The organism is Paracraurococcus ruber, from assembly GCF_004353985.1.
Taxonomy (GTDB): domain Bacteria; phylum Pseudomonadota; class Alphaproteobacteria; order Acetobacterales; family Acetobacteraceae; genus Paracraurococcus; species Paracraurococcus ruber.
This window is the reverse complement of sequence record NZ_SMOA01000257.1, coordinates 1-7,477: the sequence shown is the minus strand read 5'-3', so window position 1 is coordinate 7,477 and position 7,477 is coordinate 1. Positions and strand designations below refer to the sequence as shown.

General features: G+C 75.3%; 5 protein-coding genes. 1 reads left to right on the top strand and 4 read right to left on the bottom strand.

All coding sequences use genetic code 11. The annotated features are described in order from the left end of the window. Window positions 1-407: 407 nt before the first annotated feature. On the bottom strand, window positions 408-1,106 hold the full coding sequence (locus tag E2C05_RS26170) for a CBS domain-containing protein (protein WP_240046897.1): 699 nt from the start codon (window positions 1,104-1,106) through the stop codon (window positions 408-410). Window positions 1,107-1,584: 478 nt separating this feature from the next. Between E2C05_RS26170 and E2C05_RS26165 the strand changes: the two genes are divergently transcribed. Continuing rightward, a complete protein-coding gene (locus E2C05_RS26165) occupies window positions 1,585-2,274 on the top strand; it encodes a YjbF family lipoprotein (RefSeq protein WP_133222598.1) in 690 nt (229 codons plus the stop codon). Window positions 2,275-2,526: 252 nt separating this feature from the next. Here the strand turns inward: E2C05_RS26165 and E2C05_RS26160 are convergent, their stop codons facing one another. The 3 genes from E2C05_RS26160 to E2C05_RS26150 all read right to left on the bottom strand — a co-directional run. Beyond that, window positions 2,527-3,582 (bottom strand): glycosyltransferase family 4 protein, encoded by a 1,056-nt coding sequence (locus tag E2C05_RS26160; protein WP_133222597.1) that lies wholly within the window; start codon window positions 3,580-3,582, stop codon window positions 2,527-2,529. Between the two features lie 129 nt (window positions 3,583-3,711). Continuing rightward, entirely contained in the window at window positions 3,712-5,874 is a 2,163-nt protein-coding gene (locus E2C05_RS26155; protein WP_133222596.1) for a YjbH domain-containing protein, read from the bottom strand. Between the two features lie 311 nt (window positions 5,875-6,185). Then, on the bottom strand, window positions 6,186-7,477 hold a 1,292-nt coding region (locus E2C05_RS26150; protein WP_192912525.1), incomplete at its 5' end, for an SLBB domain-containing protein.

Genomic DNA, 7,477 nt, shown 5'->3' with positions numbered 1-7,477 from the left:
GCGGCCGGCCGTCGACGGCCCGCTTCCGGCCCGGCGCCGCAGCGGGGCGGCGGAATGCGCGGCCGGAGCCTCGCCGGGCGGAGGGCGGCCGGCGTCGCGGCGCGGGCTCCGGGTCGGTCGCCGGGACCCTTGGCCAGGGCGTCCCGCATGGCGTGGGGATATCCCGGGGGCGTGCGAAGAGTCCCGGGCAATCCGCTCCTGGCCGGCGTGGGAAGTGGGGTTCCGGTCCGCCACCATGCCCGGCCGGATCTGCGCGGTCTCCGGCCAGCCTTCAGCAGAGGCGCCGCGCGGGCTTGCCGTGCGGATGGCGGCACGGAGACGGGCTGCCAGCATCCAGCGGCTTCCCCATGCCGCCGAACCGTCGCGAGCGGCAGCGCCCTGTCCGGCGCGACCGTCGGACGTCCCGGTCAGACGCCCATGTACAGGTAGGTCGGGATGGGCTGGGTGTTGTCCACCACGCCCTTCACGCCCGGCACCCGCTCGGCCAGCACCTTCAGGCCGCGCTTCACCTGCTCGGTCCGCATGAAGCCGTGGAACTCGACCACGCCCTCCTTCACCTCGACCAGGGTGTAGAAGGTATCGGCCCAGGGCTCCTTCCGCATCGCCGCCAGCACCGCCTGGCGGATCCGGTCGTCCGACAACTCGCCGTCCGCCCGGGGCGGCGAGACCAGCGCCCGCAGCAGGTCGGCACGGGAGACGATGCCGCGCAGGCGCCCTTCCTCGATCACCAGCACGCGGCGGATGCCGCGCTCCTCCATCAGATGCGCGACATGCGCGGCGGTGTCGGCCTCGGTCACCGCCACCACGCTTTCGGTCATGATCTCCGCCGCGGTGCTGCCATGGGTGCGGGCATAGCGGTCGGCCTGCTCGCCCGGGTCCTGGAACAGGGACCGCAGCCAGCCCGGCTTCTCGTCCTCCTCCCCGGCCAGGCGGCGGATCAGGTCGGCCTCCGTGACCACGCCCAGCACGGTGCCGGCCTTGTCCAGCACCGGCACGGCGGAGATCCCGCGTTCCGCCAGCAGTCGCGCCACCGCCACCACCGGCGTCTCGGGCGGCACGGTCACCACATCCGGGGTCATCAGGTCGCGGGCGGTCAGTCGGGGCATGACGGCCTCCTCATTCGGTATGCGGGAAGCCTGCGCCGCCGCCTTCCGCCGGGCCTTGAGGCAGCGCAAGACGCCGCACCCCGCCAAGCCGGATAGCCCCCGTGCCGGCCGGCGAGATCACGGCGAGTTGTGCGCGGCCGCCCCGCCGACCCCGCGCGGGACACCGGCATCGACAGCCAACACCGGTCCGCGGCGCGACGAGCGGCGCCGGAAAGCCGGGAAGGCCGCCGACGGTCGCAGCGGCCCGGAGCGCAGAGAAGGATCGTGACCGGCAGGCCGGCGAGCCACAGGCCCGCCGGCCCAAACCTCGGCAGTATAAATGAGCAATCCGAAGTGTCGTGAGCGATGCCGTCGTGCCGGACCGGCGTCTCCCTGCCATGCGGGAAAGTCACGACGGGTCGGGAACTGTGCGTTCTACTGCTGTTGACATGGAATCCGTGCCGGCTTGACGGTATATCGACCGGATGGTGCAGCGGCGATGACGGGCAGCAGGGGGCAGCGGCGAAGCGGCGCCGGCCGGGCGGCGAAGCGCCATGCGCCTCTGCTCCTCGCCCTGATGCTCGGGGGATGCGGCGACACGCTCTGGGCCAGGCTGATGCCCGCCACCGCCCCGGCGGAGGATGTGGCGGAGCCGACCGGTCCCGCCCTGCGCCTCAACCTGCGCGGCCAGTCGCAGCAGGCGGCGCTGATCCAGGCCCTGGGCGAGCGTCGGCTATGGCGCACCGGCGGCAACCGGGTGGTGGCGACGGATGGCGGGCGGGTGGTCGCCACCTCCGGCTTCGGGGAGATGCTGGCGGCGACCCGCTTCGACGGCCCCGATCCGCTGGCCGACCCCGCCGCGCTGCTGGACCGGCCGGCATCCGCCCGTCGCCTGGTGGACCTGATGCGGGCGGACCGGGCGGCGGAGGGCATGCGCTTCGGCGTGCCGGTGGAATGCCGGCTGTCGGCCAGGGCGATCGAGGAGGATGCGGGCGTCCTGCTGGTGGAGGAACGCTGCCGGGCCGCCGGCGCCGGCCGCTTCACCAACCGCTTCTGGGTGGCCGCCCAGGCGGCCGGCCAACGCGGCACGGTGCTGCGGGCGCAGCAATGGATCGGGCCCGGACTGCCGCTGCTGACGCTGGACTTCCCGGAGCCGGAGGAGCCGCCCGCCGCCACCGCGGCGCGATGATCCCGCCTGCCGGCCGAGCTGCGGGACGCCACGCGGCGTGACGCCGCCCGGCGCTCGAGGCAGCGCGGAGATCGAGGCAGCGCGGCGGTGCAGCGTTCGGGCCGGGGCGCCGGCCGCGCTTGGGCGCCCTGTATCCGATCCGCGCAACCCCGCGCCCCGGCGCTGCGTCCGGACGCGCCCATCCACCTGTGCCGTGTTCGCGCCTACCCGCATGCCGCTCCGGGCAAGGCTGGCCGCCATCGGACCCGGTGTTCAGCCGCGCCAGGACAGCCCCGCGCGGCGCACGAGCCGCGCCACCACCGCCAGCCACAGCAGTTGCACCAGCAGCGGCGGCAGCACCACCATCGGCTTCAGCCCCGGCGGCAAGCGCAGGAAGACCAGCACCAGGCCGGCATGGAACAGCGCGAAGCCCCAATGCACGGCCGCGACATGCCGTGTCGCCATGCCGGCGCGCTGCGCCATCTGGTACAGGTGGGTGCGGTGCGGCGCACCCACCACGTCGCCCATGGCGGCCCGCCGCAGCAGCGTGAAGCCGGCATCGAACAGCAGCGCGAAGAGCAGCAGCGGCACGATCAGGAAGCTGAGCTGGTAGACGTCGTAGCGGCTGGCGGCGACGGCCAGCACCGCCAGCATGAAGCCGGCGAACTGGCTGCCGACATCGCCCATGAAGATGCGCGCCGGCGTCAGGTTGAAGGGCAGGAAGCCGGCGAAGCCCGCCGCCAGCATCAGCGCCGCGGCATAGACGAAGCCGCCGCCCTGCAGCGCCGCGATCAAGGTCAGCGCGACGCCGGCGACCAGCACCGTCCCGCCCACCAGCCCGTCCAGCCCGTCCATGAAATTCACCGCATTGGTGCAGGCCAGGATCCAGAAGACCGTCAGCAGCGGGCCCGCGAAGCCAAGCTCCACCGGCCCGATATAGGGCAGGGCGAGGCGGCTGATGGTCAGCCCGCTCCCCACCGCCACCAGCGCGGCGGCCAGCTGCGCGCCGAAACGCAGCCGCGCCGACAGGCCGCGCACGTCGTCCACCAGCGCCACGCCGGCGATGGCGATGGCGGCCAGGATGACGCCGACGAATTGCCGCTCCGCGATGCGCGCCTGGTCCGCCACCTGGTACAGCACGAGCATGCCGAGGATGAAGGCGAGCACCGGGCCTGCGCCGCCGCCGCGCGGCGTCGGCCGCACATGCGCGCTGCGGGCATTGGGGTGGTCGAGGATCGGGAAGGCGATCATCGCCCGCACCACGGCGGCCGAGAGCAGCGCGAGGCCGCAGGCGAAGACGAGGTGCTGGAGAATCGCGGCCAGGGTCATTGCGCGCGGGGGTGTGGCGGAAGGCCGGCACCGCGGCAAGAGTCCCGGGGAGGGCGCCGGCCTCCCCGGCCGTCGGCGGCAGTGCCGCCGACCCGCCAGGGGCCGCAAGGCCCTTGGAACCCTCGGGCCTTATCGCACGAAGCCCTGGAAGCCGCGGGCCAGGGCATCGGCGCGGCCGTCGCGCGTCACCTCCCATAGCGGGCTGTCGACGATCAGCCGCTGCCCGCCATCGCGGATCACCGGCCGGATCACCGCCGCGGCGCGCGCCGTCGTCTCCGGCCCCAGCAATTGCAGCGGGATGCGGACATAGAGCCCCTTGTCGAAGCTGCCCTCGCCGAAACGCCGGAAGGGCACGTTGGTGAGGGTGGCGAAGGCGCCCACCTCCACGCCGCTGTCGAAGCGGCGCCCGAGCTCCAGCGTGCCGCCCCAGTCGCCGGCCAGGTAGCGCCCGGCCCGTACCACGGCGTAGAGGTCGAAGACCGGCAGGTCGGCATAGAGCGAGAGATGCCCCGTCGCGACGCTGTAGCCGAGTGCGGCGAAGCGCTGCCGGTACTCCCGCTGCGCCACCCAGGCCAAGTCGAGGCCGAGCGCGACCGGCCGCTCCTGCGGCCGCCACAGCACCTCCCCCGAGACGCCCTGGTACATCGGCTCCAGCAGCCCGCCCGTCACCCGCGCGAACCAGTCCGGCGCCAGGGTCCAGATCCGCTCCCCGTACAGGGTCGGGATGGCCGTCTTCCCCTCCCGCGCGTAGCGGCCGAGATCGCTGCGGACATGCGGCAGCCGGCTGTCGGAGGGCAGGTCGCGGCCGAGATTGCCGGCCACCGCCTGCGAGACGCTGCCGGCCAGCGCGAAGCCTTCCCCGAAGCCGTAGCGCGCCCCGGCCACCGCCGCCGCCTGCCAGCGCAGCGCCTGCCGCGGGTCGCCGAGCTGCAGGGCAAGCCGCGGCTCGATCGCCCAGGCCAGGCCGGGCGGGGCGAGGCCGCCGGCGAAGGGGCGGGTCTCCGCCGGCAGCAGGGTGCTGGTCGCCAGCACCTCCTCGGCGCTGCCCAGGCCGGCGGCGGCCGCCTCCAGCGCTTCCCGCAGCACCACCAGCCGGGCCACCGGCGCGCCGGCGCGGTGCCATGCGACCTCGATCCGCTCCACCTCCGGCGGCAGATGCGGCTGCGCCGCCCGCGTCACCCGCCCCGCCACCTGCGCCAGGGTCGGGAAGCGCCCGCCCTCCACCGCGATCCGGGCATCGGCCCCCGCAACCTCGACGCCGAGCGGGCGGAAGCCGGCGGCGCGCAGCGCCGGGGCGATGCCCGCCTCATCGCCCGGGTCGGGCCGCGCCACCAGGGCCGGCGGCGGCCGGCGCGGCACCTCCGGCGGCCGGGCCGGGTCCAGCCGCAGGGAGATCCGGACCACCGCATCCGTCCCATGGAGGAAATGGACGCCGGCATCCAGCCACTCCGTCGGATGCCAGGTGAGGCCGAGATTGAGGCGCGACCGGGCCTCCCCCCGCAGCCCGGTGGTCCGGGCGGGGTAGCCGCCGCGCTCGTCCCGCAGCGCGTCGCCCGACCATTCGATCTTGGCGCGCAGCCCGTCGACCTCGCCGAAGGGCGTGGGCAGGGCCGGCAGGGTCCATTCGATGCCGCCGAACAGCGCGGCGTCCTCGCCGCGGAACCAAGCGCCGAAGGCAGGGGTGCCGCCGCGGCCGACATCGCGCCGCCGCCGGTCGAAGCGGCCGGACAGCAGGCCGAACGGGTTGCCGACATCCGCACCGGTGCCCAGGCGCCCCCAGCCCAGGCCCAGCGTCAGGTCCACCGGCCCGAAGCGCTTCGAGGCGACCAGGTATTCCCCGCCATAGATCCCGGTGCCGATGGCGTCCTGCAGGCCGAGGGCGAGGGCCGGGGTCCATGGCCCCTCCTCCCACAGCCGGAATTTCACGTCGAAGGCGCGGTCATTGGTCCGGCCGCGGCCGGTGGTGCCGTTCAGCCGGTCGGTGAGGCGGAAGGTGGTCTCGAGGAAGGGCAGCGCCTGGAAGGAGAGGAAGTAGAACTGCCGCTGGCGCCGCCAGGCCAGCCCGGCCTCCAGCGTGCCGTCGGGCCGGAAGCGGGCATTGCGCATCTCGATCAGGCCGATGCCGCCATAGTCGGACCCGGTGGCCGGGACGTCCTGGGCCGGGGCGGGACTGGCGAGGAGGAGCAGGGCGAGGCCGCCCGCGGCGCCGTGCCAGCGCCGGTGGCGCGGCACCCGCCCCCCCGGGTACCGCGCCCAGCCCAGCCGCTTCGCCGCAACCGCGCGAAGCGCCATCGCCCCCTGCCGGTGGTTGAAGACCCGGCCCGCATTATGCCGCCCCGGTCGGGCCGCTTGCCAGCGATTCGCGCCGGGCCAAGCCGGCCAGCGCCGCGACCGGGCTGGACGCGGCGGTGCGCCGCTCTCCGCCCCGGGGACAGTGTCGCCGGTGGCGGCGGCGCCGTGCCGCCCGTCGCCCGGACTGCCGGCCGGGCGCCAGTCCGGCGGCGGGCGGCATGCGCCGGGCGGTTGGCCCGTCCCGACGACCGTGCCGGGCCCTGGGCTGGAAGGCGGCGGCACGGCCCGCGGCGGTCGCGCCGGGATCCGCCCTACCGCCCGCTGGACCGGACGATGACGGCCAGCGCCGCCGAGGACAGCGCCACCTGCGACAGCACCTGGGTCGCGTCGCGCAGGAAACCCCAGGTCTCGTAGGGGGAGGGATCCTGCGGCACCACCACCATGCTGCCGGGCGGGATCGGCGGCCCGCCCGACTGCCAGGCGCCCAGGCCGGCCGGCGCTGACTGCCCGTTCGGCAGCACCACGAAGGCCCGGCGGCCATCGGCGAAGCGCTGCTCCCCGCCCGCCGCCCGCACATAGTCCCCGGCCTTCCAGCCGGTGGCGAATTGCAGGCTGCCGGGGTTCAGCACCGCGCCCACCACCGTCACCTCGTTCGGCCGCTTGGGCATCGCCACGAGGTCGCCCGGCTCCATAAGCACATCCAGGTCGGGGCGGCCGGCCAGGATCACCGGATTCGCCTCCGCCACCATCCGCCCGGCGGCACGCGCGGTGCGCAGGGAATTCGCCAGCGCCTGCCCGGCCTGGATGGCGCCCGACAGGTCGGTGGACCCGCGCATGCCCGCCACCGCCTGGCCGGCCGCCACCTGCATCAGGCCCTGCTCCAGCTCCCGCGCCGTGCGGGCGAAGCCTTCCTGCTGCCGCTGCCGCACGCTTTCCCGGCTGAAGACCGCGCCATAGGGATAGGCCTGCGGCGTCAGCCCGCCGGCCCGCGCGATCACCTCCGACAGGCGTTCGCCGCGGCGGATGTCGTAGACGCCCGGCCGCATGAACTCGCCCAGCAGCGTCACCGGCCCGGTGTCGCGGTCGCCGAATCCGCGCGGCAGCCGCACCGCGTCGCGCGGGGAAAGCCGCACGGCGGCGAAGTTGCGGCTGCGCAGATCCAGGGTGGTGCGCGACAGCGGCAGGGTCGCGGTCTGCTCCGCCGGCTCCCGCGCCAGCTCCACCGTGGACAGGTCCGCCGTGTCGGTGACGCCGCCGGCCGCCGCCAGCACCCCGTCCAGCCCGGTGTCGTTCAGCACGGGATAGAGCCCGGGCAGCCGCACCTCCCCGGTCAGCAGGACGCTCTGGTCGAGCAGGAAGGGCAGCAGCGTCGGGTAGTCGAGGAAGACCTGCGGGCAGGGCAGCAGGCCGAGATCGGGGAAGCCGGCCGCCCGGGCATGCGCGAAGCGCTGGCGGGAGGATTGGGCGGCGACCGCCAGCTGCACCAGGGCCGGGCAGCTGGCCGAGGGCAGCGCGGCCGGTGGCATGGGCTGCGGCATGGGCTGCGGCGCGGGCGGCGTGCCGGGCATGCCGGCCGCCGCCGGCAGGGGCTGCGCCGCCAGCG

Bases quoted from the DNA above. Each gene is read 5' to 3' on its own strand.
- E2C05_RS26170 (WP_240046897.1), bottom strand. From the start codon at position 1,106: ATGCCCCGACTGACCGCCCGCGACCTGATGACCCCGGATGTGGTGACC.
- E2C05_RS26165 (WP_133222598.1), top strand. From the start codon at position 1,585: ATGACGGGCAGCAGGGGGCAGCGGCGAAGCGGCGCCGGCCGGGCGGCG.
- E2C05_RS26160 (WP_133222597.1), bottom strand. From the start codon at position 3,582: ATGACCCTGGCCGCGATTCTCCAGCACCTCGTCTTCGCCTGCGGCCTC.
- E2C05_RS26155 (WP_133222596.1), bottom strand. From the start codon at position 5,874: ATGGCGCTTCGCGCGGTTGCGGCGAAGCGGCTGGGCTGGGCGCGGTAC.